The 26,272-nt window shown below is 59.9% G+C and carries 21 protein-coding genes; 7 read left to right on the forward strand and 14 right to left on the reverse strand.

Annotated features, from left to right (window positions below; all coding sequences use genetic code 11):
* Positions 1-201: 201 nt before the first annotated feature.
* The 5 genes from AC3IUF_RS01185 to AC3IUF_RS01205 form a co-directional block, all read right to left on the reverse strand.
* Complete coding sequence (locus tag AC3IUF_RS01185) at positions 202-966, reverse strand: hypothetical protein (protein WP_007918737.1); 765 nt, start codon at positions 964-966, stop codon at positions 202-204.
* Between the two features lie 465 nt (positions 967-1,431).
* Complete coding sequence (gene tcyN / locus AC3IUF_RS01190; RefSeq protein WP_007918739.1) at positions 1,432-2,181, reverse strand: L-cystine ABC transporter ATP-binding protein TcyN; 750 nt, start codon at positions 2,179-2,181, stop codon at positions 1,432-1,434.
* 2 nt (positions 2,182-2,183) lie between these two features.
* Positions 2,184-2,849 (reverse strand): cystine ABC transporter permease, encoded by a 666-nt coding sequence (tcyL, locus tag AC3IUF_RS01195; protein WP_007918741.1) that lies wholly within the window; start codon positions 2,847-2,849, stop codon positions 2,184-2,186.
* Positions 2,849-3,649 (reverse strand): cystine ABC transporter substrate-binding protein, encoded by an 801-nt coding sequence (gene tcyJ, locus AC3IUF_RS01200; RefSeq protein WP_095113927.1) that lies wholly within the window; start codon positions 3,647-3,649, stop codon positions 2,849-2,851. Before tcyJ ends, tcyL begins: the two co-directional genes overlap by 1 nt.
* 316 nt (positions 3,650-3,965) lie before the next feature.
* A complete protein-coding gene (locus tag AC3IUF_RS01205) occupies positions 3,966-4,958 on the reverse strand; it encodes a D-cysteine desulfhydrase (protein ID WP_489280144.1) in 993 nt (330 codons plus the stop codon).
* Between the two features lie 190 nt (positions 4,959-5,148).
* On the opposite strand from AC3IUF_RS01205, the gene epsC reads away from it, so the two are divergent.
* Positions 5,149-6,075 carry a serine O-acetyltransferase EpsC gene (gene epsC, locus AC3IUF_RS01210; RefSeq protein ID WP_007918747.1) on the forward strand — a complete coding sequence of 309 codons (927 nt, stop codon included), beginning with the start codon at positions 5,149-5,151 and terminating at the stop codon, positions 6,073-6,075.
* A 465-nt stretch (positions 6,076-6,540) separates the two neighbouring features.
* Complete coding sequence (gene betT, locus AC3IUF_RS01215; protein WP_162835968.1) at positions 6,541-8,502, forward strand: choline transporter BetT; 1,962 nt, start codon at positions 6,541-6,543, stop codon at positions 8,500-8,502.
* A gap of 24 nt (positions 8,503-8,526) precedes the next feature.
* Here the strand turns inward: betT and AC3IUF_RS01220 are convergent, their stop codons facing one another.
* Both AC3IUF_RS01220 and AC3IUF_RS01225 read right to left on the reverse strand, forming a co-directional pair.
* The gene (locus AC3IUF_RS01220) at positions 8,527-8,787 is read right to left on the reverse strand and encodes a hypothetical protein (RefSeq protein WP_007949845.1); all 261 of its coding nucleotides are present in this window, start codon (positions 8,785-8,787) and stop codon (positions 8,527-8,529) included.
* Between the two features lie 190 nt (positions 8,788-8,977).
* On the reverse strand, positions 8,978-10,015 hold the full coding sequence (locus tag AC3IUF_RS01225) for a LacI family DNA-binding transcriptional regulator (protein WP_123375637.1): 1,038 nt from the start codon (positions 10,013-10,015) through the stop codon (positions 8,978-8,980).
* Positions 10,016-10,220: 205 nt separating this feature from the next.
* Between AC3IUF_RS01225 and AC3IUF_RS01230 the strand changes: the two genes are divergently transcribed.
* From AC3IUF_RS01230 to mgrA, 3 genes are all read left to right on the forward strand, one after another.
* Complete coding sequence (locus AC3IUF_RS01230; RefSeq protein WP_489280146.1) at positions 10,221-12,446, forward strand: TonB-dependent receptor; 2,226 nt, start codon at positions 10,221-10,223, stop codon at positions 12,444-12,446.
* A 1-nt stretch (position 12,447) separates the two neighbouring features.
* Positions 12,448-13,767, forward strand: coding sequence for an LLM class flavin-dependent oxidoreductase (locus tag AC3IUF_RS01235; protein ID WP_489280148.1), 1,320 nt, complete (start codon positions 12,448-12,450; stop codon positions 13,765-13,767).
* A 110-nt stretch (positions 13,768-13,877) separates the two neighbouring features.
* Positions 13,878-14,915 (forward strand): L-glyceraldehyde 3-phosphate reductase, encoded by a 1,038-nt coding sequence (gene mgrA, locus AC3IUF_RS01240; RefSeq protein WP_489280149.1) that lies wholly within the window; start codon positions 13,878-13,880, stop codon positions 14,913-14,915.
* Between the two features lie 226 nt (positions 14,916-15,141).
* On the opposite strand, the gene tauD is transcribed toward mgrA, so the two are convergent.
* The 7 genes from tauD to AC3IUF_RS01275 form a co-directional block, all read right to left on the reverse strand.
* Positions 15,142-15,984: a taurine dioxygenase gene (tauD, locus tag AC3IUF_RS01245; protein WP_489280150.1), complete on the reverse strand. Its 843-nt coding sequence runs from the start codon at positions 15,982-15,984 to the stop codon at positions 15,142-15,144.
* A gap of 84 nt (positions 15,985-16,068) precedes the next feature.
* Positions 16,069-16,908, reverse strand: a complete 840-nt coding sequence (tauC, locus tag AC3IUF_RS01250; RefSeq protein WP_489280152.1) for a taurine ABC transporter permease TauC — start codon at positions 16,906-16,908, stop codon at positions 16,069-16,071.
* Positions 16,905-17,699 carry a taurine ABC transporter ATP-binding subunit gene (gene tauB, locus AC3IUF_RS01255; RefSeq protein ID WP_489280153.1) on the reverse strand — a complete coding sequence of 265 codons (795 nt, stop codon included), beginning with the start codon at positions 17,697-17,699 and terminating at the stop codon, positions 16,905-16,907. The genes tauC and tauB overlap by 4 nt, the downstream gene beginning before the upstream one ends.
* 16 nt (positions 17,700-17,715) lie before the next feature.
* Positions 17,716-18,693 carry a taurine ABC transporter substrate-binding protein gene (gene tauA / locus AC3IUF_RS01260; RefSeq protein WP_257356782.1) on the reverse strand — a complete coding sequence of 326 codons (978 nt, stop codon included), beginning with the start codon at positions 18,691-18,693 and terminating at the stop codon, positions 17,716-17,718.
* A 314-nt stretch (positions 18,694-19,007) separates the two neighbouring features.
* Positions 19,008-20,591 (reverse strand): glutamate--cysteine ligase, encoded by a 1,584-nt coding sequence (gene gshA / locus AC3IUF_RS01265; protein ID WP_095113935.1) that lies wholly within the window; start codon positions 20,589-20,591, stop codon positions 19,008-19,010.
* Between the two features lie 246 nt (positions 20,592-20,837).
* A complete protein-coding gene (locus AC3IUF_RS01270; RefSeq protein WP_007917925.1) occupies positions 20,838-21,221 on the reverse strand; it encodes a PaaI family thioesterase in 384 nt (127 codons plus the stop codon).
* Positions 21,221-23,545: a Tex family protein gene (locus AC3IUF_RS01275; protein ID WP_414894990.1), complete on the reverse strand. Its 2,325-nt coding sequence runs from the start codon at positions 23,543-23,545 to the stop codon at positions 21,221-21,223. Before AC3IUF_RS01275 ends, AC3IUF_RS01270 begins: the two co-directional genes overlap by 1 nt.
* A gap of 357 nt (positions 23,546-23,902) precedes the next feature.
* Between AC3IUF_RS01275 and ompR the strand changes: the two genes are divergently transcribed.
* Both ompR and AC3IUF_RS01285 read left to right on the forward strand, forming a co-directional pair.
* The gene (gene ompR, locus AC3IUF_RS01280; protein ID WP_007917928.1) at positions 23,903-24,643 is read left to right on the forward strand and encodes an osmolarity response regulator transcription factor OmpR; all 741 of its coding nucleotides are present in this window, start codon (positions 23,903-23,905) and stop codon (positions 24,641-24,643) included.
* Positions 24,644-24,756: 113 nt separating this feature from the next.
* Positions 24,757-26,070 (forward strand): ATP-binding protein, encoded by a 1,314-nt coding sequence (locus tag AC3IUF_RS01285; RefSeq protein WP_007917930.1) that lies wholly within the window; start codon positions 24,757-24,759, stop codon positions 26,068-26,070.
* The last annotated feature ends 202 nt before the right edge of the window (positions 26,071-26,272 follow it).

The raw sequence follows: 26,272 nt of genomic DNA on the forward strand, positions 1-26,272 counted from the left end.
TACTACCTACCTCACATCTCATGAAAAACGCCGCAAAAGTGCGGCGAACGAAAGAATGTCCGGTGGTCCGGTTCATATACCCTAAGCGTGTATAAATATTAAATAAACTAACTTTTAGGAATATGTATAGAAGGGGTGATGGTCAGGTTGGTTAAGAATTTTCGGGTAAGGGGGCCGGGGCCCCTTATCCGCTGAAGAGGATCAATCTTTACGCGATTCGGCAGCCATGAGTTTTGGCCTGAGGGGCACTTTCAGATAAGGGTTTGCACAACCGATCTTCAACGTTCTTGGCGGCGCCCAGCGCGAGTTGTTGCCGACCCGATCGAGAATGCAGTACGTCACGTCCAGCCGCAGATCTTCGCCCGCTTCGACAATCACCGAGGGAGGCACCCAGACTTGAATGGGCAGCCCGATATCCGCGGCGGTGATCGGTGCTAGGTCCATGCGTACATCGCCCCAGCGTAAGGTAATGGCGTCATCTTCGGCCATGTTCAGGTAGGGCTCGATGGTCAGCGGTACGCCGCGTTTGATCTGGTTTGGATTCACCCCCTGACGGCGAATGGTGTCGGGGATGGTCACGGGGGCCAGTTGCTGGTTTTCGTCTCCGCTCAGCGCTGAAGGTTGCCCGCCGGGGCAGTCCAGTTTGACCTGCACGCGCGTCGCCGCCGATAACGCCGGCCCCTGACCGACCTGCATCACCCGGTAGTGAATGCGCGTCGTGCCGTTGGCGATGAAGCTTTCCGGCACCCGAAGGCTGATTGCCGTGCCGACGTCATCCGCTGTCAGCACCCTGGAGGCGACATAGCATTTGTTCCAGAACAGCTCGATCAGGTCTCCGCTATCCATGTCGGGATAGGGTGACACCTCGACCACCAGATGGGCGGCGGCGGCCAGATTGATGCCGGTTTTTTGCGCTGGCGCTACGGTCGGCGCTGCCAGTTCGGGGGTATGCGAAGTTCGGGTCATCGATTTCTCTCCTTGAAGCCTTGCAGCGAAGTCCGTTTCTGGAAGAACAAAAGGCGTGAATAAACTGGCAATAAAGCTTTGAACTTTTATTCAAGTTGAATACGGGTTGGTTGAACTAAGTGGTGCCGGTTGGCGACTAGATAAGAGTCTGCGGGATGGGGTGTCAATAGACGATGTTAGTTAATTCGTGAATTACGAATTAATCAGAATCTTCCTACGCTGTTGAGGCCTGATGCCTAAGCGCCAAGACGAAATGAGCCACGGAACTAACGGTTTTTTTGCGTTTTTTGCTTGGATTTATTCGAGCGCTGTCATGCCGGGTGGAGCGGGTAGCAGGCGGGCATTATCTGTTGCAGAACATATATATGTAGCGCATCGAATATGTTTTGTCTGAAGGGATAAAGCTGGTGTTTGTTGAAGGTAACTTCCATCCGTGGAAGTTTCCGATGCAGCGATAAAAAGTACTCAGGCGTGATTCAGAAACTTGCTGAGAAACTGTTTAGTGCGTTCTTCTTTCGGGTTGGCGAACAATGCTTTGGCTTCGCCTTGTTCAACGATCACGCCTTTGTCGAAAAACACCACACGGTTGGCCACATCGCGAGCAAAACCCATTTCGTGGGTGACGATCACCATGGTGCGTTTCTCTTCCGCAAGGCCGCGGATGGTCGCCAGCACTTCGCCGACCAGTTCCGGGTCGAGCGCTGAAGTCGGTTCGTCGAACAGGATCACTTCCGGCTCCATCGCCAGCGCCCGGGCAATCGCCACGCGCTGTTGCTGACCGCCGGAGAGACGACGAGGATAAGCATCTTCCTTGCCGGCGAGACCCACCTTGGCCATGAGCTTTTTGCCCAGGACAATGGCGGCATCGCGTGGCATCTTCTTGACCACGATCGGGCCTTCGATGACGTTTTCCAAAGCGGTGCGATGGGGGAACAGGTTGAAGTTCTGGAACACGAAGCCCACGTGCTGGCGCAGGTTGCGCACCAGGCTTTGCTGCTGGTTCAGCGGGCGGCTGGTATCGATCTCGATATCGCCGACCTTGATCCGGCCGCTGGTGGGTTGTTCAAGAAAATTCAGGCAACGCAGAAACGTCGTTTTCCCCGAACCGCTGGGGCCGATGATCGCGACGACTTCGCCTTCCTTGACCTCGAGGTCGATGCCGTTGAGCACGACCTGACCCTTGAATTGCTTGGTCAGTTTTTCCACGACAATCATCGTCAGGACTCCTGGTCGTGCCGATTGACCCGCTCTTCCAACTTGTTCTGAAAGTGCGAAAGCACTGTGGCCAGAATCCAGTAGATCAGCGCGGCGGCAAGATACATGGTGAAGACTTCAAAAGTCCGGGCGGTAATCAATTGCGCCTGACGGAACAGCTCCGGCACCTGAATGGTGGCGGCCAGTGCCGTGTCCTTGACCAGCGAAATGAAGCTGTTGCCCAGCGGCGGCAACGCCGTGCGCATCGCCTGCGGGAGGATGGCCCGGCGCAGGGTTTGCGCGCGGGTCATGCCGATGCTCGCGGCGGCTTCCCACTGGCCACGTTCGATCGAGCCGATCGCGGCGCGCAGAATTTCACAGGCGTAAGCGGCCATGTTCAGCGAGAAGCCGATCAGCGCCGCTGGCAGCGGATCCAGTTCGAGACCCAATTGCGGCAAGCCGTAATAGATCACGAACAGCTGCACCAGCAACGGCGTGCCGCGAAAGAACGACACGTAGATGCGCGCCAGCCAACTGACCGATTTGAAGCGCGACAGGCGCATCAATGCCAGGCCGAAGCCCAGCAGCAAGCCGAAGAACATCCCGCCGAGGCTGAGGACTACCGTGTAATACGCGCCCTTGAGCAGAAAGGGCGCGGAGTCCAGTGCGAGTTGGAAAGCTTCTTCCATTATTTAGTGACGTCAGCGTTGAAGTACTTCGTGGACAGCTTCGCAAGGGTGCCGTCGGCACGCAGTTCGTCGAGGGCCTTGTTCACGGCGGCCAGTAGTTCAGGCTCGCCTTTACGCAGGGCAACACCGGCTTCCTGGCGGGAGAAGGCTTCGCCGGCAGCGACGGTTTTCGGCGCTTTCTTGGCGTACTCAAGTGCGGCCAGACGGTCGATCAGGATGGCGTCGGTGCGGCCATTGTTCAGGTCGGCGAACTTGGTCGGATCATCGTCGTAGGTGCGTACGTCAGCGCCCGGCACGTTGGCGCGGACCCACTGTTCGTAGTTGGTGCCCAGGCCCACACCGACTTTTTTGCCGGACAGGTCAGCGGCGGTCTTGATGTTCAGAGCGGACTCTTTGCTCTTCAGCACCAGCGCCTGAATACCGGAAACGGTGTACGGCTCGGAGAAGTCATACTTCTTTTTGCGCTCGTCGGAGATGGTCACCTGGTTGACCACGACGTCCAGACGCTTGGATTCCAGCGCCGCGAGGATGCCGTCCCACTTGGTCGGCTGAATCTTGGCTTTGACGCCGAGTTTTTGCGCCAGCGCTTCGGACAACTCGACTTCGAAACCGGACAGCTTGCCGTCGGCATCGACGAAACTGAACGGAGGGTAAGTGCCTTCCAGGCCGACGTTGATAACGCCTTTGTCCTTGATCTGTTGCAGCTGCTCACCGGCCACTGCCTGGCCGATCAGACCGGCGCTCAGCGCCAGGCCTAGCGAACCCACCAGCAGATTGCGACGTAGTGCGGAAAAATTCATGACAAGCCCCTGTGTTTTCTTATGGAAGACGCTTAAGGAAAGTTGGCGAATTTGTGATTCGTGCGCCTGCGTTATCGTGCCCTAAAGCAGCTTATGCGTCTTGCGCGAAATTCGCCTGCGGCGAGACTATAAGATGTCTGCTTTAGACTTGAAAATACTTAATATTTAATCTGTTAGATCTAATTTGAATATTAAGATCTTTCCCACGCTCTGCGTGGGAATGCCTCTAGGGACGCTCCGCGTTCCAGCGCTCAAAGGGACGCGGAGCGTCCCGGGCTGCATTCCCACGCAGAGCGTGGGAACGATCAGCGATCTCTCAGAGGAAATCCTTGTAGGCGAACAACGCCGGCGCGCCGCCGGTGTGCAAGAAAATGATCGGGCCTTCATCAAAACGCTGACGTCCGATGCCATCGAGCAAGCCCGCCATTGCCTTGCCGGTGTACACCGGATCGAGCAACAGCGCTTCCTGACTCGCCAGCAACTTCACCGCCGCCAACGTCCCGGCATTCGGCTCGCCATAACGCGGGCCGAAATATTCGTCCCACAGCTCAACCTTGAAACTCGCCGGCAGCTCGACGCCGAGCAGGTCCGCCGTACGTTCGGCAAGGCCCTGAACCTTCGGCCGCTGGTCTTCTTCACTGCGCGAAACGGTCACACCAATCACCGGCAATCGGGGCAATACTTCGCTCAACGCCAAGGCCAGACCGCTGTGCGTTCCGGCACTGCCCGAGGCGAGTACCACCGCAGCGAAATCCAGACCGGTGTCCTTGATCTGCTCGGCCAGTTCCAGACCGGCACGCACGTAACCGAGCGCGCCGAGGGCATTGGAGCCGCCGATTGGCACCAGATATGGCTTCTTGCCGTTGCTGCGCAGACGTGCGGCGAGGGCGGCCAGTTGGTCGTCGGCGTTGTCGAGGTTGTCGACCAGTTCGACCTTGGTGTCGAACAGATCCAGCAGCAGGCGATTGCCGTTGCCTGTGTAGTTGCTGTCGTCAGTGCCCAGCGGATTTTCCAGCAGCGCCACGCAACCTAGGCCCAATTTGGCGGCGAGTGCGGCGGTCTGGCGAACGTGGTTCGATTGCAGCGCGCCGGCGGAGATCAGCGTATCGGCGCCTTGCGCGAGAGCGCCGGCAGCGAGGTATTCGAGCTTGCGCAGCTTGTTGCCGCCCAGGGCCAGCGGCGTCAGGTCATCACGCTTGATGTACACCTCGCGGCCGAGCCAGGCGGACAGGCGTTCGAGTTTTTCCAGCGGCGTCGGGTGGCCGAGCAGGTCGAGACGGTTAAAGCGGTCCAGCTGTTGTTTGATCATGAGTCCGTACTGGAGGAGAAAGATGAAAGGACTATAGGCACGGGCTTTTGCAGGGGCAACCGTGAATCGCTTATAGCCAAATGAACTGAGGCCAGCACTATCGGTTCTTAATTCGCTCTCGCGACCATGCCGTAAAGTAGTCGCCGTTGACGCGGCCAGACAGTCCGGCCGCCCGTGAGGAGTCTTTACCGTGAGCGAGCGTTCCAGCCATTGGCAATTGCAGACCATCGTCAGTCAACTGCGCAGCGCGCGGGATCAGTGGCGGGCACAGAACGGCCGGGCGTCCGGCGAGCAGGGTGGTCGCGAGTTGCCGTCGCGGGCGGCGATGGCGGAGATTCTTGAAGCACTGTGTGGGGCGTTGTTTCCGATGCGTCTGGGGCCAGTGGATCTGCGTGAAGAAAGCGAAGACTTTTACGTCGGCCACACCCTTGATGTGGCGTTGAATGCGCTGCTGGCGCAGACCCGTCTGGAGCTGCGTTACGTTGCCCGCCACAGCGCGCAGGCCGATACTGAAGTCGAGGCCCGCGCCATTCAGATCGTGCAGGATTTTGCCTTGGCTTTACCGGGCCTGCGCGCGCTGCTCGACAGCGATGTGTTGGCGGCCTATCACGGTGATCCGGCAGCGCGCAGTGTTGATGAAGTGCTGCTGTGCTATCCGGGGATTCTGGCGGTGATTCACCATCGCCTCGCTCATCATTTGTATCGTGCCGGGCTGCCGCTGCTGGCGCGGATCAGCGCGGAAATCGCCCATTCGGCGACCGGTATCGATATCCATCCGGGCGCGCAGATCGGCCGTAGTTTCTTTATCGATCACGGCACGGGTGTGGTGATCGGCGAGACCGCGATCATTGGTGAGCGCGTGCGGATTTATCAGGCCGTGACGTTGGGCGCCAAACGCTTCCCGGCGGATGAAGACGGGCAGTTGCAGAAAGGTCATCCGCGTCATCCGATCGTTGAAGATGATGTGGTGATTTATGCCGGGGCGACGATTCTCGGGCGGATCACCATTGGCAAGGGGTCGACCATTGGCGGCAATGTCTGGCTGACGCGCAGTGTGCCGGCGGGGTGCAATCTGACTCAGGCGAATTTGCAGCATGATGACGGGACGCAGAAGTAGGGGGCAAAGCAAACCCTCATCGGAACGCCGCCCGCCCAGCCCTCTCCTGGAGGGAGAGGGAGCCGACCGAGGTGTCTTGCGTCATACATCGACCTGAAACACCGAGTCGATGATGGATTCGGTACAGCAGGATCATGTCGGCGTATCTCCCCAATATCTCCCAATCAGTCCCCTCTCCCTCCGGGAGAGGGCTAGGGTGAGGGGCTATTGAACGAATACCCTTAAACCCACGTCATACCCATCCTTGAGCTAGCGTAGGAAAACTACCGCCTAGCCGTACGATTAGTCCTTACCACCCCATCCATGTTTAACTTGAACGTTCATTCAAGTTAAACCGGTGGTTCGCTGCCCGCTCACAACAGGAGGCTTGCCTTTGCTGAGTCCGATCATTTCAGCCACGTTTCAACCCCTCGAGGTGCACGTTTCATGAGTGCATCGTCTACCCCCGCCAGCGGTCTGGTGCGCATGAATCCGCCGGTGTTCTACTTCGCCGCGACGGTCATTCTGCTGTTTGGTCTCGTTGTTATCGCCATGCCTGAGCAGGCCGGCGCCTGGCTGCTGGAAGCGCAAAACTGGGCGGCCAATACGGTCGGCTGGTATTACATGCTCGCGATGACCCTGTATCTGGTCTTCGTGGTGGTCACCGCCTTATCCGGCTACGGCAAGATAAAACTCGGTGCCGACCACGACGAGCCCGAATTCAGTTACCTGTCCTGGGCCGGCATGCTGTTCGCCGCCGGGATCAGCATCACGCTGTTCTTCTTCTGCGTCTCTGAACCGCTGACCCACATGCTGCAGCCGCCGCAAGGCGAGGCGGGCACCGCGGATGCGGCGCGTCAGGCCATGCAGATTCTGTTTCTGCACTGGGGCCTGCATGGCTGGGGCGTGTTTGCCTTCGTCGGCATGGCGCTGGCCTATTTCGCTTACCGCCACAACCTGCCGCTGGCCCTGCGGTCGGCGCTGTATCCGCTGATCGGCAAACGCATCAACGGCCCGATCGGTTACGCGGTGGATGGCTTCGGCATCATCGCCACGGTGTTCGGTCTGGGCGCCGACATGGGCTTTGGGGTGCTGCACCTCAACTCCGGTCTCGACTACCTGTTCGGCATCGCGCACACCCAGTGGATTCAGGTCGGCCTGATCACGCTGATGATGGGCGCGGCGATCATCGTGGCCGTCTCCGGCGTCGATAAAGGCGTGCGGGTGATGTCCGACATCAACATGCTGCTGGCCTGTGCGCTGCTGCTGTTCGTGTTGTTCGCCGGGCCAACCCAGCACCTGCTCAACACCTTGATCCAGAACCTTGGTGACTACCTCGGCGCTTTGCCGATGAAGAGTTTTGATCTCTACGCCTACGACAAACCGAGCGACTGGCTCGGCGGCTGGACGGTGTTTTACTGGGCCTGGTGGATCGCATGGTCGCCGTTCGTGGGCCTGTTCATCGCACGGATTTCCCGTGGCCGCACCATCCGTGAATTCGTCTTCGGCGTGCTGCTGATTCCGCTCGGTTTCACCCTCGCGTGGATGTCGATTTTCGGCAACAGCGCAATCGATCAAGTGCTCAACCACGGCATGAGCGCGCTGGGCATGTCGGCCATCGACAATCCGTCGATGAGTATTTACCTGCTGCTGGAAACCTACCCATGGAGCAAAACCGTCATCGCTGTGACGGTGTTTATCAGCTTCGTGTTCTTCGTCACGTCTGCCGATTCCGGCACCGTGGTGCTCTCGACGCTGTCGGCCAAGGGCGGCACCCCGGACGAAGACGGGCCGAAATGGCTGCGGGTGTTCTGGGGCGCGATGACCGCGCTGATCACCAGTGCGCTGCTGTTCTCCGGCAGCATCGATGCACTGAAGTCAGCGGTGGTACTGACATCGTTGCCGTTCTCGCTGATTCTGTTGCTGATGATGTGGGGCCTGCACAAGGCGTTCTATCTGGAGTCGCAGAAACAGATCGCGCAGTTGCATTCGCTGGCACCGGTCTCCGGTTCGCGGCGCGGCACGGGCGGCTGGCGCCAGCGCTTGAGTCAGGCTGTGCACTTCCCGTCGCGGGACGAGGTGTACCGCTTCATGGACACCACGGTGCGTCCGGCGATTGAAGAAGTGACGGCGGTGTTCGTCGAGAAAGGCCTCAACGTGGTCACCCAGCCGGATCCGGCGAATGACAGCGTCAGCCTGGAAATCGGCCATGGTGATGCGCATCCGTTCATCTATCAGGTGCAGATGCGCGGCTACTTCACGCCGTCGTTCGCGCGTGGCGGGATGGGCTCGAAGCAGCTCAACAATCGTCGCTACTACCGCGCCGAAGTGCATTTGAGCGAGGGCAGTCAGGACTACGATCTGGTCGGTTACACCAAAGAGCAGATCATCAACGACATCCTCGACCAGTACGAACGCCACATGCAGTTCCTGCACTTGGTACGTTGATCGACGCCTGAGCGTCGGGTCCGTTCAGGACTCGGCGCTCAGCACCATGAACAACACCATTGCCGCCATCGGCACGCCGAATACCGCACTGCCAATCGCTATTTCCGAACCCACGGACTGGCCGGCATGCACCACTCCCACCGCGCCATTAATCACCGTCAATGCCAGCCACAGGGCGGCGAAGCCGTAGGCCATGGTCTGGCGGCTGAAGCCGATGCGCTCGCCGATGTAGAGCATCAGGGCGAGCAGGACCAGGCCGAAGAAAATGATGATGGCGGTGTGCATGGGGCGTTCTGCCTGATGGAGGTGCAGTGCCGGGAAGAGCCCCTTCGCGAGGAGGCTCGCTCCCACAATGAAACTCGACTGGACATAAATTTCATGTACACAGGAAATCCCTGTGGGAGCGAGCCTGCTCGCGAAAGGGCCACCTCGGTGTTCTTTAAGAGCATAGCCAATCCAGCCTCTGCCATATTCCTCAGATGCTTTCCCGTTCGATCACTTGGCACTGCAACAGATTCAGCCGCTGCACCTCGTCGCTCGGCAACACGCCAAGGCTTTCCAGTACGCGGGTTGCAGCCAGTACGCCGATCTCCAGTGCCGGTGGTTTGATGGTGCTCAGGCTGGGCAGCAGCATCTCGGCGAACGGGTAATCGCCGAAGCCAAGAACGGCGCAGTCTTCGGGGATTTTCAAACCCGCGCGTTGCCCGGCGAGCAGGCCGCCGGCGGCGAGGTTGTCGTTGGCGAAGATGATCGCGTCGGGGCGCGGTGAGGCGCTCATCAGGGCGTCCATCGCCTGTTTGCCGGCCTCGAATGGTGCGCGATCAGCGTCAGGGGCGAAGACCCAAGGATCCAGGCCGGATTCGCGCAAGGTCGCCGCGTAACCGTCGCGGCGCTCCAGTGCGCTGAAGTCGCCCGCAGCGCTGTTCTGCACGAAGGCGATACGTTGGTAGCCTTTTCCGAGTAGATATCTGGCGGCCGTCACGCCCACTTCAAAATGCGAAAAGCCGATCTGCATCGGCTCACGATCCGGCTGGTAATCCCAGGTTTCAATCACCGGAATATCCGCTTCGGCGATCATCTTTTCCGTGCCGGCACTGTGAAAGTGACTGGTCAGCACCAGCGCCGCCGGCGACCAGCCGAGAAACGCGCGCACGGCGTTTTCTTCCTGCTCGGTACTGAAGTAACTCGACGCCAGCAACAGCTGATAGCCATGGCGACTAAGCGTATCGCTGAAACCCTGAATGGTATTGGCGAAGATCGGCCCGGAGATGTTCGGGATGACCATGCCGACGATTTTGCCCCGCGCCGAAGCCAATCCGCCGGCCACCAGATTCGGTACGTAACCCAACTCCGCCACCACCGTCGCAATCCGCTCGCGGCGCTCGGGCGAAACCTGTTCGGGCTGATTGAAATAGCGCGACACGGTAATCGCCGAAACCCCAGCCTCACGTGCCACAGCATTCAAGGTCACGCGTCCGGCGCCACGGCGTTTGCGGGGTTTTTCTTCGCTCAAGGCTCGATCCTTCTTAAAAACCAAATCGCATATAAAAGTAATTTTTCAGTATTGGACGCTCTATGTGCTGCTTGCCAATACTGTTGATGGTAGCGCTAACAAAGCGCGCTGTCTGCTACTCGCTCGAGCGAATGCCCAAGACACCGATTCAGGCGCTGTCGTCGCAGAACGGCAGCGGTTAAGGGCCAATTTCGAGCGGGCAAACATGCACAACATTCCTGGGGCGACACACACACTGGCGCAGTCGATCCGTGCGGCTGGCTGGTTATTCACGGGGTTGGCGGCACTGCCGCTGCCTAACGCATTCGCTGCCGAGAGCAGTGATCAGGAGCCGACTCTCAAATCGGTGACCGTCACCGCCACGCGCCGCGAAGAGTCGCTGCAAAAAGTGCCGGTGGCGGTCTCGGTGATCGACGGCGAACAGCTTGAGCGCGACAACCGCAACGGCGTGGCCAGTATCGTCCAGCAAGTGCCGTCGCTGAATTTCCGCACCGGCGCATCGAACAAGGACACCTCGTTATTCGTGCGCGGCGTCGGTACGATTTCCACCTCGCCTGGCGTCGAGCCGACCGTGGCGACGGTGATCGATGGCGTGGTGTATGCGCGGCCGGGGCAGTCCACGCTCGATCTGCTGGATCTGGAACGCGTCGAAGTATTGCGTGGTCCGCAAGGCACGTTGTTTGGCAAAAACGCTTCGGCCGGTGTACTCAACATCACCAGCAAGGCACCCACCGCCGAGACCCACGGTTACATCGATCAGTCGTATTACAGCGGCAACGAAAGCCGCACCCGTTTCGGCATTGGCGGCAGCCTGATACCGGACACGCTGAAAGGCTCGATCAGCACGCTGTTCGGCACCTACGACGGCAACGTCGACAACCAACACAACGGTCAAGAGGTCAACGGCTACAACCATCGTGGCGTGCGCGGAAAACTCGAATTCACCCCGAATGACGACGTCACCTTCACCTTGATCGCCGATTACATGCAGTCCCACGACGACGGTCCCAATGGCGTTGTCAGCAAGTCGCTGACCCCGGCCTTCGCCAATGCGCTGAGCCCGGTCAATGCGAGCAGCCACAACCGTGACATCAACACCGACACCCGCTCACACGTTGAGGACATCAACAAAGGCCTGTCCGGCCAACTCGACTGGCAACTGGGCGATTACACACTGACGTCGATCACCGCATGGCGCGGCTGGGACAACACCCAGTATCAGGATGGTGACCGTCTCGGTACCGTGACAGCCGCGTTCCCCGGCACCGCGGACAAGGGCGATCTGGCCTTCGATCAATACTCGCAAGAGTTGCGTCTGGCCTCGCCGAAGGGCGAGTTCCTCGAATACGTCGGCGGTCTGTTCTACATGCACGGCAAGGACGACGAGACCTATCAGCGCACGCTGACAACGACCACGCGCACCGATCGCGGCGTCGCTGATTACAGCACCAGCAGCGACAGCTATGCGGTGTTCGGGGAGAGCACACTGAACTTCACGTCGGACTTTCGCGGCATCGCCGGCCTGCGCTACACCCACGATGATCTCGAATACGATCACCGCCGCGTTTCGACCTCCGCGACCACGGTCAGCGGTATTCAACCGGCGACCAGCAGCTCAGGTTCTGTCGACGAAGACGGCTGGTCCGGCCGCCTCGGTGTGCAGTACGACTTGAGCGACGCCGTCACTACGTATCTGACCTATTCGCGCGGTTACAAAGGCCCGGCCTACAACGTGTTCTTCAATATGCAGCCGCGTGATACCGAAGCACTGAAACCGGAAACCTCCAACACCTGGGAAGCGGGGATCAAAGCGACGAGCTGGAACAATCGCCTGACCACCAACCTCGCGGTGTTCCACAGCGAGTACGACAACTATCAGGCGAACTTCTTCGACACCGTCGCCGGCCAGGTTGTGACGCGTCTGATCAACGCCGGCAGTGTCAGCACCGAAGGCGTCGAACTCGATTACGCCTTGCAGGCCACTCAGCAATTGAAGCTGTCCGGAGCGCTGGCTTACACCCGCGCGCGCATCGACGAATTCGCCTGCCCGGCGGGCGCGGCGGCGTCGTGCAACGTCAACGGCAAACCGCTGCCGTTCAGCCCGGACTGGAAAAGCTACGTGCGCGCCGACTACAGCATCCCGCTGGATAACGGTCTGGATATCGAACTCGGCACCGATTACAGCTGGCAGAGCGAAGTGCAGTACGACATCAGCCAGAACGCCGACACCAAGCAGGGTGCCTACGGCCTGTGGAACGCCAGCGTCGCTCTGGCCGATTACAGCAATGGCTGGCGCGTGGCGCTGGTGGGCAAGAACCTCACCGACAAGTCGTATTCACCGTTGCTTGCCAGCGGCGGCAACTACATCTACCGCGCCGTGCCACGGGATGACGAGCGCTACTTCGGCGTGCAACTGCGCAAGGATTTCTGAGATGAGCAGACAGTTGAAACTCGGCGCGTTTCTCATGGCCACCGGGCACCACGTGGCGGCGTGGCGTCATCCGGAGGTGCCGGCCAACGCCGGCCTGGATTTCACCCACTACAAACAACTGGCGCAGATTGCCGAGGCGGCGAAGTTCGATGCGTTGTTTGTCGCTGACAGCGTCGCCGCACCGACTCAGGACATCGCCAGTCGTATGGCGCGGTCGGATCATTTTGAACCGCTGACGTTGCTCTCGGCGCTGAGTGCCGTGACCGAACACATCGGCCTGATTGCGACGGCAACCACCAGCTACAACGAGCCGTATCACGTGGCGCGCAAATTCGCCTCGCTAGATCACTTATCAGGCGGCCGAGCGGGGTGGAATCTGGTGACCTCGGACAATGCTGCCGAGGCGCTGAATTTTGGTCGTGATGAGCATATCGGCCATGCCGAACGCTACAGCCGTGCGCGCGAATTTCATCAGGTAGTGACCGGGCTTTGGGACAGTTGGGAGGATGATGCGTTTGCGCGCGACAAGGCCAGTGGGGCGTATTACGACCCGTCGAAACTGCATGTGCTGGATCACGTCGGCGAGCACTTCCAGGTCAAAGGCCCGCTGAACGTTGCGCGTTCGCCGCAGGGGCAACCGGTGATTGTTCAGGCTGGCTCTTCGGAAACCGGGCGCGAATTGGCGGCGCAAACCGCTGAAGTGGTGTTCACCGCACAGACTTCGCTGGCCAGTGCCCAAGCGTTTTACGCCGACCTCAAGGGACGTCTGCCCAAGTACGGGCGCAGCGCCGATTCGCTGAAAATCATGCCCGGGGTTTTTGTCGTGGTCGGCGGCAGCGAAGCCGAAGCACAGGAAAAATGTGAAACGTTTCAGCAATTAGTCGAACCCGAGGTTGGCGTTGCCTTGCTTGGGCGTATGCTGGGTAACTTCGATTTGTCGAAGTACCCGCTGGACGGGCCGTTGCCGGAGTTGCCGCTGACCGAAAGCGGTCAGCAGAGCCGGCAGATATTGCTCACTGAACTGGCGGGCCGGGAGAACCTGACCCTCGCCGAACTCGGTCGCAAGATTGCCGGCGGGCGCGGGCATTACAGCCTGGTCGGTACGCCGGAGCAGATCGCTGATCGCTTGCAGGAGTGGTTCGAACAGGGCGCGGCGGACGGTTTCAACGTGCTGGTGCCGCACTTGCCCGGCGGGCTCGAAGACTTCGCCAATGGCGTGGTCCCGGAACTGCAACGGCGCGGGCTGTTCAGAACCGAGTATGAAGGCCGGACGTTGCGCCAGAACCTGGGTCTGGCCCGACCCGGCAATAGATTTTTGTAGCACCCAATCGCTAGCAGGCTAGCTCCCACAGGAGACTGCATTCCAATGTGGGAGCTAGCCTGCTAGCGATGAAGTCGACACCCATTTCAAGACAGACAAGAGAGGATTCGATGACTTACACCGCTGCCGAAAACCGCTACGACTCCATCCCTTACCGCCGCGTTGGCCGCAGCGGTCTGGTACTGCCGGCGCTGTCGCTGGGTCTGTGGCACAACTTTGGCGACAGCACGCCGATCGACACCCAGCGCGCCTTGCTGCGCACAGCGTTTGATCTGGGTATCAACCACTTCGACCTGGCCAACAATTACGGCCCGCCGTATGGCAGCGCCGAGATCAATTTCGGTCGTCTGCTGCGCGAAGACTTCAAGCAGTACCGCGACGAACTGATCATCTCCAGCAAGGCCGGTTGGGACATGTGGCCCGGCCCTTACGGCCAGGGCGGTGGCTCGCGTAAATACGTGCTGGCCAGCCTCGACCAGAGCCTGCAACGCCTCGGTCTGGACTATGTGGATATCTTCTATTCGCACCGCTTCGACCCGGACACCCCGCTGGAAGAAACCGCCAGCGCCCTGGCTACAGCCGTGCAGCAGGGCAAGGCGTTGTACATCGGTATCTCGTCGTACTCGGGGGTGAAAACCCGTGAGATCGCGGCGCTGTTGAAAGAGTGGAAAGTGCCGCTGTTGATTCACCAACCGGCGTACAACCTGCTCAATCGCTGGGTGGAAAAAGATCTGCTGGATACCACCGATGAACTCGGTACTGGCGTGATTGCCTTCACGCCGCTGGCGCAAGGTCTGCTTACCGACAAATACCTCAATGGCGTGCCGGCGGATGCGCGGGTCAATCGTCCGGGTGGTGGTTCGTTGCAGGCTTCGCACCTGTCCGAGGCCAACATTGCTCATGTAAGGGCGTTGAATGAAATTGCCAAGCGTCGTGGTCAGAGTCTGGCGCAATTGGCGTTGGCGTGGACGCTGCGCGATCCTCGGGTGACGTCGGCGCTGATTGGTGCGAGCCGGCCGGAGCAGATTATCGAGAACGTCGGGGCGTTGAAGAATTTGAGCTTCTGTGCTGAAGAGCTGGCGGAGATTGACCGGTTTGCCCAAGAGGGCGGGATCAATCTTTGGGAGAAGCCTTCGACGGCGGAGTGATGAAGATTGGGTTGGGTCAGCAAGATCCAACCCCCTCACCCCAGCCCTCTCCCCCAGGGGGGCGAGGGGGAAAGGGAGCAGATCTTCATGCTTTTCAAAACTTGAATTCAACCCGACATTTCAGGTCGATGTAGCTCGTACAAACACCTCGGTCAGTCCCCTCTCCCTCGGGGCGGTCCGACGTTTCGGGAGGGTTAGGGTGAGGGGCTTTTGGCTTTAAAACGTCTCAACGAAAAAACGGCACATCCCCCAACACCGTCGCCCGCTGCATCACCCGCCGCGCCGGTCGGTAATCATCCACCGCGTAATGCTGGGTCACGCGGTTATCCCAGAACGCAATATCGTCCTGCTGCCAACGCCAGCGAATGGTGAACTCCGGCCGCGTCGCGTGGGCGAACAGAAACTTCAGAATCGCCTCGCTCTCGGTTTCCGACAGCTCATTGATCTTCGACGTGAAGCCTTCGTTGACGAACAGCGCGCGCCGTCCACTGACCGGATGCGTACGAATCACCGGATGCGACAGCGGTGGATTCTTGCGTCGCGCCTCTTCCCACTGCGCCAATGCTTCAGGCGTGTTGCCATAGCGTTCCAGCGGAAACGAACGAGTGAAATCGTGAGTCGCGGTCAGCCCTTCGAGCAAGCCTTTCAGCGGCGCTGACAGCGCTTCATACGCGGCAATGCCGCTGGCCCACAATGTGTCGCCACCAAACTCCGGCAGCAACTTGGCGCTGAGCACCGCGCCCATCGCAGGTGTCGGCAGGAAGGTCACGTCGGTGTGCCAGATCGCGTTGTCGCGCACGTCGGTGACGGCGGTGTCGAGAATCAGCACTTCCGGTTGTTCCGGTACGTTTGGGTAGATCGGGTGAATGTGCAGGTCGCCGAAATAGGCGGCGAAACGTGCCTGTTGCGAAGGCTCGATTGGCTGGTTGCGGAAGAACAACACTTGATACTTGAGCAGCGCCTGTTCGATGACGTCGCGGTGTTCCAGGCTCAGCGGCTGACTGATGTCGACGCCGCTGATTTGCGCGCCGAGGGCCGAGCTTAATGGGGTGATGTTGAGGCTGCTCATGGTCTTTCTCTTAAATTCCGGATAACCACCCCCCTGTAGGAGCTGCCTGCGGCAGCTCCTACAGGGGGTGATTCAAAAAATGCTTTAGTGGGCCTGGCCGTGCCACGGCACCAGTTTGCGCTGCAGGGCGCGCAGGCCCATTTCCATGGCGAAGGCGATCAGGGCGATGACCAGAATCCCCAGCACCACCACATCGGTGACCAGGAACTGCGCGGCCGACTGCACCATGAAGCCCAAACCGCTGGTGGCGGCGATCAGTTCAGCCGCGACCAGCGTCGACCAACCAACCCCCAGACCAATGCGCACGCCCGTCAAAATGTCCGGCAACGCGCTCGGCAAAATCACATGACGAATCAGTTGCACGCGAGTCGCGCCCAACGACTGCGCCGCGCGCAATTTCGCTGGATCAACCGTGCGCACGCCGGTGGCAGTAGCGATGGCAATCGGCGCGAAAATCGCCAGATAAATCAGCAGCACTTTCGACAACTCGCCGATGCCGCACCAGATCACGATCAGCGGCAGATAAGCCAGCGGCGGAATAGGGCGGTAGAACTCGATCAGCGGATCGAGCACGCCACGGGCGATGCGATTGGCGCCGATCGCGATGCCCACCGGTACGGCAGTCAGAATCGCAAAACCGAGGCCCAGACCGATGCGGCTCAGGCTCGCGCCGAGGTGCTGCCACAACGTCGAATCCATATAGCCCGTGGTCGCCAGCAACCAGCCCTTTTGCAGCACGGCGGAGGGGGGTGGCAGGAACAGCGGTTCGATCAATCCAGTAGCAGTCACCGCCCACCAGATGGCCAACAAAGCGAACAACGTCAGCAGGCTTATCCAGCGTGTACTGAGGCTGCGGCGCAGCGGAATCGTCACCGACGCGGTGGCGGGTTTTACCGCAGGCGAGGAAACGTCATAACTACTCATGCGCGCTCCTGCCGTTGCCCGGCGCTGCGTTGCGAGAACACTTTGCCCAGTACGTGTTCGCGGGTTTCGATAAAACGTGGATCGGATTTGATCGCGCGGGCGGACTCACCGGCGGCGTAACGCTGACCGAAGTCCAAGTGCAGACGCTCCACGATCTGCCCCGGATTCGGCGCGAGCAGAATCAGGTCAGTGGCGAGGAATACCGCTTCTTCAATGTCATGGGTAATCAGGAAAACCGGCTTGGCCGTGCGCTGCCAGACTTGCAGTAATAACTCCTGCATCTGTTCGCGGGTGAACGCGTCTAGGGCGCCGAAGGGTTCGTCCATCAGCAATACGCGCGGATCAGCGGCGAGGGCGCGGGCGAGGCCGACGCGTTGTTTCTGGCCACCGGAAAGCTGCCAGATACGACGGCTTTCGAAACCGGAGAGGTCAACCAGTGCGAGCATTTCGCGGGCGATCTTTTCGCGCTTGTCTTTGGCGACACCAGCCAGTTCCAGACCGAACGCGACATTGGCCAACACATCCTGCCAGGGCAGCAAAGCATCGTCCTGGAACACCACGCCACGTTCGGCGCTCGGGCCTTTGACCGGTACGCCGTCGAGGGTGATGCGCCCGGCACTCGGTTCGACGAAACCGGCAATCAGGTTCAACAGCGAAGTCTTGCCACTGCCGGACGGGCCGAGGGCGACCAGCAATTGCTGAGGCCCCAGAGTCAGAGAAATATCCGCCAGCACCGGTGTCGGGCTGCCCGGGTACTGTGCGCTGATGCGCTCCAGCTGTAGCAAGGCCATCGCGATTAACTCCCGATCAGTTGGTGATGAATTTGGCGCTGACGTACGGCGCGTAGTCCGGCAGAACGGCTTCGACCTTGCCTTGCTCCTTGAGGAACGCGGCGGTGTCAGTGATGGCTTTGGTGGTCGGCGCGCCGAGGCTGACGACTTGATCAGCCGCCAGCGGGTAGACGTTGCCTTGCAACAGCAGCGGAATATCGCTGGCCTTGGCGCCGGAGAGTTTCACCAGTTTGTCGACGTTGGATTGGTCGGCGAGCCAGGCTTTCGGGTCTTTGCGGTAATCGGCGTAGGCGTCGAGGGTGACCTTGGCGAATGCAGTAACGATTTCCGGGTGCTTCTCGGCGAAGTCTTTACGCACGATCCACGCATCGAAGGTCGGCGCGCCGAACTTGGCCAGTTCGCCGGAAGTGATCAGCACTTTGCCGTTTTCCTTGGCTACGCCCAGCGCCGGATCCCACACGTAAGTGGCGTCGATGTCGCCGCGTTTCCACGCTGCGATGATCGCTGGCGGCGCGAGGTTGAGCACGGTGACTTTCGAAGGATCGATGTTCCAGTGCTTCAGCGCGGCGAGCAGGCTGTAGTGACCGGTCGATACGAATGGCACGGCGATTTTCTTGCCGATCAGATCCTGTGGCGTCTTGATGCCGGAACCGTCGCGGGCGACCAGTGCTTCAGCGGCGCCGATCTGCGTGGCGATGAGGAAGGTTTCGACCGGGACTTTGCGGGTGATCGCGGCAGTCAGCGGGCTCGAGCCGAGGTAGCCGATCTGCACGTCACCGGAGGCGATGGCGGCGATGATGTCGGCGCCGTTATCGAACTTGCGCCAGGCGATGTCGGCTTTGGTGGCTTTTTCGTAAGCGCCGTCGGCCTGAGCGACTTTCGCCGGGTCAACAGTGGTTTGGTAAGCGACGGTGAGGTCGGCGGCCTGAGCCAGGAAACTTGCGGCAGCCAAGGAGGCTACGGCGAGCAGGCGAAGCGGGAAATTCAGTTTCATTGAACAGCTCCATATCAGGCGACCGAGCGTCGGCGTGAAAGGAGACTAAATGATCTAAGAATCGGTAAATAAATAACTTTTTAGAATGAGCTTATGAGCGGAAAAATCTAAGCGGGAGATGTGTTCGAGAAAAGTTGTGTCATTGAGATCCAGCCCCTCACCCCAGCCCTCTCCCAATGGGAGAGGGGGAAAGGGAGCAGATCGGGGGCTTTTCAAATCCTGAGTTCGACTTGGTCGTTCAGGTCGGTGTAGCTCGAACTGACAACACGGTCAGTCCCCTCTCCCTCTGGGAGAGGGTTAGGGTGAGGGGCTCTTCAGTTGCTGATCGCCAAAATACTCGCCTGATACGACCCAACAAACACGTCAAAATCCCCCACCTCGTTCTGCTCCAGCTCAGCCTGCGCTGCCAGCGACGTACGCGCCAGCTCCTCGAACTTCGCCTGCTCATCCGCCGCCAAAGGCTCGCTACGGAAAAACTCCGCATGCGCCTGGCTCTGACGCAACGAGAACTGCGCAAAGCTTTCCTTGTGCTCAGCCATCGCCGCCAGCACTTGCGCGGATGGCGTCAGGGACGGGTCGTTGACCTTGGCCAGTTGTGCATCCAGCGCCTTGCTGTGCGCATCACCGCCATGGCTCTGATCCAGCAACGCCGCCAATGGAGCAATTTGTTCCAGCAGTTCGGCTGCCCAGGTCTTCATCTCCACCGACTCACCGTCACGCTGCAATTGCAGACCCGGACGACGACCTTCCTTGACCACGCTGAGGAAGTTCGACGTCGCGTTGCCGCACGACGTGTTGGTCAGCAGCGGACTGTCGTTCAGCGCGCAATACAGCAGGAACGCGTCGAGGAAGCGCGACTCGGTGAGGTCGATGCCCATTGGCAGGAACGGGTTGATGTCCAGGCAACGCACTTCGACGTACTGAATGCCACGGGCCACCAGCGCCTGAATCGGCCGCTCGCCGGTGTAGGTCACGCGTTTCGGGCGGATGTTGGAGTAGTACTCGTTTTCGATCTGCAGGATGTTGGTGTTGAGTTGCACCCACTCGCCATCCTGGTGCGTGCCGACTTCAACGTACGGCGCGTACGGCGTGGCCACGGCTTTGCGCAGGCTGTCGGTGTAGCTCGCCAGATCGTTGTAGCACGGGGTCAGACCGGCCTGGGCGTTGCTCTGGTAACCGAGGTCGCTCATGCGCAGGCTGGTGGCGTACGGCAGATACAAGGTGTCCGGATCGAGCTGTTCCAGCTGATGCGAACGACCACGCAGGAAACCGGCGTCCAGCGCAGGCGATGCACCGAACAGGTACATCAGCAGCCAGCTGTAACGACGGAAATTACGGATCAGCGCGATGTAGGAAAACGACTGAAAATCGCGATCAGTGCCGACAAACCCTTCGGTCTCGCGCAGCAGCGGCCAGAGCTTTTCCGGCAGGGAGAAGTTGTAGTGAATCCCGGCGATGCACTGCATGGTCTTGCCGTAACGCAGGGCCAGGCCCTTGCGGTAGACGTATTTGAGCTGACCGATGTTGGAGGTGCCGTAATAGGCGATCGGGATGTCTTCCTCGGCCGGCAACGGGCACGGCATCGATGGACTCCACAGGTACTCGTTGCCGAGTTTGCTGTAGGCAAAACGGTGAATCTTGTCCAGGCTCGCCAAGGTATCAGCCGGATCCGGCAGGGCGGGCGTGATGAATTCCAGCAGCGACTCGGAGTAGTCGGTGGTGATCTGTTCGTTGGTCAGCGCGGAACCCAAGGCTTCGGGGTGCGGCGTTTGCGCCAGGCGACCTTCGCTGGTCACGCGCAGGCATTCACGTTCGATACCGTGCAGGCACTGCTCGAGCAGAGAGAGGTTAGCGCGCTCGCCGAGCAGAGCCAGGCGGCGGTTGAGAAGTTCGCTCAATTTGGATTCCTTCACGCGTCAGTCGCCCCAATATGGGGGTGGGCAGGACGGTCTACAAGGGTGAAGTTGAAACTGGCGTTATCGCCTGGTTTTTCTAGCCGGTCAGCCGCACACATACCTGTAGGAGCTGCCGCAGGCTGCGATCTTTTGATCTTGCTATTGAAAAACAAAATCAAAAGATCGCAGCCTGCGGCAGCTCCCACAGGGTTCGTTGCGCCGAAATTAACTCAAATTGATGGCGTCTAGCTACAGGACAGCGAACGTGCCTTGCGCTTTTGCGACCAGTTTGTCGCCCTGCATCACGTCGGCTTCGACCACCAACGTGCGGCGGCCCGGGTGAATCACCCGCGCCGTGCACAGCACCTCACCGTCGGAAACGGCGCGGATATAGTTGATCTTGCACTCGATCGTCGCGCTCTGCTGATCGAAGCCGTGGGTGCTGGAACAGGCCAGCCCCATGGCGATGTCGACCAGACTGAACAGCGCGCCACCGTGCAATTTGCCGCCGCGATTGCGCAGTTCCGGTTCCAGCACCAGGGCGACTTGCGCCACCCCGGTTTCCAGGCTGTGCAGGCGGCAGCCCAACAGCTTGAAAAACGCGCTCTCGACGAGCCCGGCCGGAATTTCCATCAGCGTTTCTTCAACTGCTTGGCGTTGGCGAACAGCGAGGCCATCGCGTTGTTCACTGGTGCGGCGGTCGAGGTTTCCTTGCGTGGCGCATTGTTCGAAGGCTGGCGCTGCGCCGAGCCCGGACGCGAACCACGGGCACCGTCGATTTTCTCGCCGGGGGTGTCGCCCATGCGCATCGACAGGCCAACGCGTTTGCGCGGGATGTCGACTTCCATGACCTTCACTTTCACCACGTCACCGGCCTTCACCGCTTCACGCGGATCCTTGATGAATTTCTCCGACAGCGCCGAGATGTGCACCAGACCGTCCTGATGCACGCCGATATCGACGAATGCGCCGAACGCGGTCACGTTGGTGACGACGCCTTCGAGGATCATCCCCAGTTGCAGGTCTTTCAGGTCTTCGACGCCTTCCTGGAACTCGGCAGTCTTGAACTCCGGACGCGGGTCGCGGCCCGGTTTTTCCAGTTCCTGGAGGATGTCGGTCACGGTCGGCAGACCGAAGGTTTCGTCGGTGAATTTCTTCGGATCCAGACGCTTGAGGAAGCTTGCATCACCGATCAGCGAGCGGATGTCGCGGTCGGTTTCAGCGGCAATGCGCTGCACCAGCGGATAGGCTTCCGGGTGAACCGCCGACGAATCCAGCGGGTTGTCGCCGTTCATCACGCGCAAGAAACCGGCGGCCTGTTCGAAGGTTTTTTCGCCCAGACGTGCGACTTTTTTCAGCGCCGCGCGGGTTTTGAAGGCGCCGTGCTCATCGCGGTGCGTCACGATGTTCTGCGCCAGCGTCGCGTTGAGGCCGGAGATCCGCGCAAGCAGTGCTACCGAAGCAGTGTTCACATCAACGCCGACGGCGTTCACGCAATCCTCGACCACTGCGTCCAGGCCACGCGCCAGTTTCAACTGCGACACGTCGTGCTGGTATTGGCCGACACCGATGGATTTCGGATCGATTTTCACCAGTTCTGCCAGTGGATCCTGCAGACGACGGGCGATGGATACGGCGCCACGGATCGACACGTCCAGATCCGGGAATTCCTTGGCCGCCAGTTCCGACGCCGAGTACACCGATGCACCCGCTTCGGAAACCATGACCTTGGTCATCTTCATCGCTGGATACTTTTTGATCAGCTCGATGGCCAGTTTGTCGGTTTCGCGGCTGGCGGTGCCGTTGCCGATGGCGATCAGGTCAACCGAGTGCTTGGCGCACAGGGCGGCCAGAATGGCGATGGTCTGATCCCACTTGTTGTGCGGCACGTGCGGGTAAACCGTGGCGTGATCCAGCAGCTTGCCAGTCGAGTCGACCACGGCCACTTTGCAACCGGTACGCAGGCCCGGGTCGAGACCCAGAGTCGCGCGCGGGCCGGCTGGGGCGGCCAGCAGCAAGTCGTGCAGGTTGTGGGCGAACACGTTGATCGCTTCGGTTTCGGCGCCGTCACGCAGTTCGCCGAGCAGGTCGGTTTCCAGATGCGTGTAGAGCTTGACCTTCCAGGTCCAGCGCACCACTTCGCCGAGCCATTTGTCGGCCGGGCGGTTCTGGTTCTGGATGTTGAATTGCTGGCCGATCATGCCTTCGCACGGGTGCATGGTCCCCGGCAGTTCATCGCCGACTTTCAGCGCGGAGCTGAGGATGCCTTCGTTGCGGCCACGGAAAATGGCGAGCGCGCGGTGCGACGGCATGCTTTTCAGCGGTTCGTCGTGTTCGAAGTAGTCGCGGAACTTGGCGCCTTCTTCTTCCTTGCCAGCGATGACGCGGGCACTGAGGGTCGCTTCCTGCTTGAGATAGTTACGCAGTTTTTCCAGCAGGCTGGCGTCTTCGGCGAAGCGCTCCATGAGGATGTATTTCGCGCCTTCGAGGGCGGCTTTGACATCGGCCACGCCTTTTTCGGCGTCGACGAAGCGTGCGGCTTCGGTTTCCGGGTTCAGGTTCGGGTCGTTGAACAGGCCGTCCGCCAAGTCGCCGAGGCCGGCTTCCAGGGCAATCTGGCCCTTGGTGCGGCGCTTCTGCTTGTACGGCAGGTACAAGTCTTCGAGGCGGGTCTTGGTGTCGGCGAGTTTGATGTCGCGCTCGAGGGCAGGGGTGAGTTTGCCTTGCTCTTCGATGCTGGCGAGGATGCTGATGCGCCGTTCGTCGAGTTCTCGCAGGTAGCGCAGACGTTCTTCCAGATGACGCAACTGGGTGTCATCGAGGCTGCCGGTGACTTCTTTCCGGTAACGGGCGATGAAGGGAACGGTAGAGCCTTCATCGAGTAGCGCGACGGCCGCTTCGACCTGTTGTGGGCGTACGCCGAGTTCCTCGGCAATGCGGCTGTTGATGCTGTCCATAAAACCACCTGACATATTGTGAAATCAGGCTCGCAGGCACGGAAATAAAGGCCCGGAGTCTGGTTGAGCGGCTAGAAAATTGCCGCTGCCTGGGTCAAAAGGCAGCCCATTGACCCGTGAAATCGAACAATTACTGCGCTCGGCAGGAAAAAAGCCTGCCACCTGCGGTAACGATTCAGACGTTGCCTGGCACAAAACGCCGCGCATTATAACCAGCGTTCTGTCGTTCGGGGGCGTTGCAGTCTGTAGGCATAAACCCCGGTTTTCTGGCAGTGAAGGAAAAATCTGCTAACAATGCACACGGTGCGTATAACGGCAGCTACGCCATAATGCGCGCCGAGCTAAAAGGAGCATCCAATGAGCAGCACTGCACAAACTGCTGAAGGCGAAAAAATTCTCATCGTTGACGACGATCCGGGCCTGAGCAGCCTGCTGGAACGTTTTTTCGTCAGCAAGGGCTACCGTGCCCGCACCGTACCGAACACCGAACAGATGGATCGTTTGCTGTCGCGTGAAGTTTTCAATCTGGTCGTCCTCGACCTGATGCTGCCCGGCGAAGACGGTCTGACCGCTTGCCGCCGTCTGCGTGGCGCGAACAACCAGATTCCGATCATCATGCTCACCGCCAAAGGCGATGAGTTGAGCCGCATCAAGGGCCTGGAACTGGGCGCCGACGATTATCTGGCCAAGCCGTTCAACCCGGACGAACTGATGGCCCGCGTCAAAGCCGTGTTGCGTCGTCAGGCCACACCGGTACCAGGCGCACCGGGCAGTGAAGACGAAAACGTCACGTTCGGTGATTACGTCTTGTCGCTGGCCACCCGCGAACTGAAACGCGGCGACGAAGTGCACATGCTCACCACCGGTGAGTTTGCGGTACTCAAGGCTCTGGTGATGAACGCGCGTCAGCCGCTGACTCGTGACAAGTTGATGAACCTGGCCCGTGGCCGCGAGTGGGATGCCCTCGAGCGTTCCATCGATGTGCAGATTTCCCGTCTGCGCCGCATGATCGAGCCGGATCCATCGAAGCCGCGCTACATCCAGACCGTCTGGGGCGTGGGCTACGTGTTTGTACCGGATGGCGCCGCCACCAAGTGATCGGCGATTTGTAGGAGCGAGTCTGCAGGTTTTGGTCGAACGGCCAGGCCCGCAGACTCGCAATCCGCAATATGCGAGCATTGCTCGCTCCTGCAAGTGTGTAGCGGTTATAGATGAAAACCCCTGTCTGGTTCCCCCAAAGTTTTTTCTCTCGCACCCTCTGGCTGGTGCTTATCGTCGTGCTGTTTTCCAAGGCGCTGACCCTGGTTTATCTGTTGATGAACGAGGACGTGCTGGTGGATCGCCAATACAGCCACGGCGTCGCCCTGACGCTGCGAGCCTATTGGGCTGCCGATGAAGAAAACCGCGCGAAGATCGCTGATGCCGCCACCCTGATTCGGGTCGTGGGCGCCGGTGTGCCGGAAGGCGAACAGCACTGGCCGTACAGCGAAATCTACCAGCGGCAGATGCAGGCGGAACTGGGTGCCGACACCGAAGTGCGCTTGCGCATGCATTCACCGCCAGCGTTGTGGGTGCGCGCACCGAGCCTCGGTGACGGTTGGCTCAAGGTGCCGTTGTATCCGCACCCGTTGCGCGGCCAGAAAATCTGGAACGTGCTTGGCTGGTTCCTTGCCATCGGCTTGCTGTCGACGGCATCGGCGTGGATTTTCGTCAGCCAACTCAACCAGCCATTGAAACGCCTGGTCTATGCCGCCCGGCAACTCGGTCAGGGTCGCAGCGTACGTCTGCCGATCAGCGATACGCCGAGCGAGATGACCGAGGTGTATCGCGCCTTCAACCAGATGGCCGAAGACGTCGAGCAGGCCGGGCGCGAGCGTGAGTTGATGCTCGCCGGTGTGTCTCATGATTTGCGCACTCCGCTGACCCGGTTGCGGCTGTCGCTGGAGTTGATGGGCGATCGCAATGACCTGACCGACGACATGGTGCGCGACATTGAAGACATGGACGCGATTCTCGACCAGTTCCTCGCGTTCATCCGCGACGGTCGTGACGAGTCGGTGGAAGAAGTGGATCTGACTGATCTGGTGCGCGAGGTTGCAGCACCGTACAACCAGAATGAAGAGAAAGTGCGTTTGCGTCTGGAGCCGATCCAGCCGTTTCCGCTGCGTCGGGTGTCGATGAAACGCTTGCTGAACAACCTGATCGGCAACGCCTTGAACCATGCCGGCGGTCACGTTGAGGTCGCCGCTTATGTGTCCGGGGACGTCAGTGCGCCGTATGTGGTGCTGAGCGTGATGGACCGAGGTGCGGGGATTGACCCTTCGGAGCTGGAGGCGATCTTCAACCCGTTTACCCGTGGTGATCGTGCGCGGGGCGGGAAGGGCACTGGCTTGGGCTTGGCGATCGTGAAGCGGATTGCTTCGATGCATGGCGGCAATGTTGAATTGCGCAATCGGTCCGGTGGTGGACTGGAAGCGCGGGTGAGGTTGCCTTTGGGATTGATGCTGCCGCGAGATGCTGTGTAGGTCAAAAGCCCCTCACCCCAGCCCTCTCCCAGAGGGAGAGGGAGCTGACCGAGGTGTTTTGCGTCATACATCGACCTGAAAGACTGAGTCGATTATGGATCCGGTCCAGCAAGATCAAGTCGGCGTATCTCTTAATCATCCCCCAATCGGTCCCTCTCCCAGAGGGAGAGGGAGCCGACCGAGGTGTCTGGCGTCATACATC

This window comes from Pseudomonas sp. KH_040, from assembly GCF_057839305.1.